Here is a 1512-nt window from a genome sequence, read left to right on the forward strand (position 1 = left end):
GGCGTCCTGGCGGATGCGCGCGATGGTCCAGCCGGCGTAGCGGCGATGGCTGGAGGCCATGTGCTCCGGCACGGTGGTGTGTTTGTGATTGCCACTCATGCGCTGATGCGCGGCGATCCGCTCGCCCTTGTGGAAGATCTCGACGGTGCGGGCCGTGAACCGGACCTCGACCTCGGTACGCGCGAAGCGATGCGGCACGCTGTAGTAATGCTTCTCCACCTCGACGTGGTAATCGAGGCTGACGCGGCGGATCCGCCACTCGGCGAGCACGTAGGGGCTTGTCGGCAATGGCTTGAGCGCCGGCCGGTCGATCTCCTCGAGCAACTGGCGGCGCGTCACGCCGAGCCGCCGGATCGGCCGCTCCTCGTTGAGCCTGGTGAGCAACTCGCCAATCGCTGCGTTGACCTCGGCGAGGCTGTAGAAGACGCGGTGGCGCAGGCGGCCGAGCAGCCAGCGCTCGACGATGAGGACAGCCTGCTCGACCTTGGCCTTGTCGCGCGGCTTGCGTGGTCGCGCCGGCAAGACGGCCGTGCCGTAATGCGCCGCCATCTCCGCATAGGTGCGATTGATCTGCGGGTCGTAGAGGCTCGCCTTGATGACCGCGACCTTGGTGTTGTCAGGCACCAACAGCGCCGGCACGCCGTCGATCGCCGCCAAGGTGCCGACGTGGGCGCTGATCCAGTCGGCGAGCCCCTGCGTCCACGTCGCCTGCGCATAGGTGAAGTTCGAGGCGCCGAGCACGGCGACGAAGACCTGCACCGTCCTCCGCTCGCCGGTGAGGCGGTCGACCACCACCGGCACGCCGTCGCCCGCGTAGTCGACGAACAATTTGTCGCCGGCCGCGTGCGCCTGGCGCATCGTCACCGACAGGCGACCCTCCCAGGCGCGGTAGAGCTCGCAGAAGCGCGAGTACCGGTATCCGCCGGGCTCGGCGGCAATGTACTCCTCCCACAGGATCGACAGCGTCACGTGCTTGCGCTTGAGCTCGCGGTGCACCGCCGCCCAGTCGGGCTCGACGATGCGGCGGTGACCCTGCCGGTTGCCGTTGCCGGTCTTGGCGAACAGGCGGGCCTCCAGGGCCGCGTCCGTGAGTTCGTCGGGCAACGGCCAGCTCAGGCCTGCGGCCTCGAACCGCCGGATGGTCAACCGCACTGTCGAGGGCGCCGCGCCCATCCGCCGCGCAATCTCGCGGCTCGGCAGCCCAGCCGCCTTCATCCTGATCACATCGCGCACACGGCGCATCGCAAGCCTCTCCGTCGGCATCCAGGGTCCCCCTTCGCAAAGCCGAAAGGGTTGACCCTATGGGAGCCAGAAGAGGCCTCGTCACCCGGGCGACATCATCCCGGAATGGTGGGCGACATCATCTCGGAACGGGTGGGCGACTTCAAATCGGAATGGTGGGCGAGATCATCTCGGAATGCTGGGCGACATCGAGCGGAATCCGCAGGTTACGCTCGACCCGCTCCAGCAGGCCAATATGGCCACCCCATAGACGTGGCGGACTGCCAGCAC

At 67.9% G+C, this 1512-nt stretch carries 1 protein-coding gene; it reads right to left on the bottom strand.

Annotated features, from left to right (window positions below; all coding sequences use genetic code 11):
• Positions 1-1242, bottom strand: a 1242-nt coding sequence (gene istA / locus CWO91_RS42140; RefSeq protein ID WP_245471549.1) for an IS21 family transposase, incomplete at its 3' end; no start/stop codon positions are given.
• Positions 1243-1512: the final 270 nt, after the last annotated feature.

The sequence above is a fragment of the Bradyrhizobium genosp. SA-3 genome, assembly GCF_004212635.1.
Taxonomy (GTDB): Bacteria; Pseudomonadota; Alphaproteobacteria; order Rhizobiales; family Xanthobacteraceae; genus Bradyrhizobium.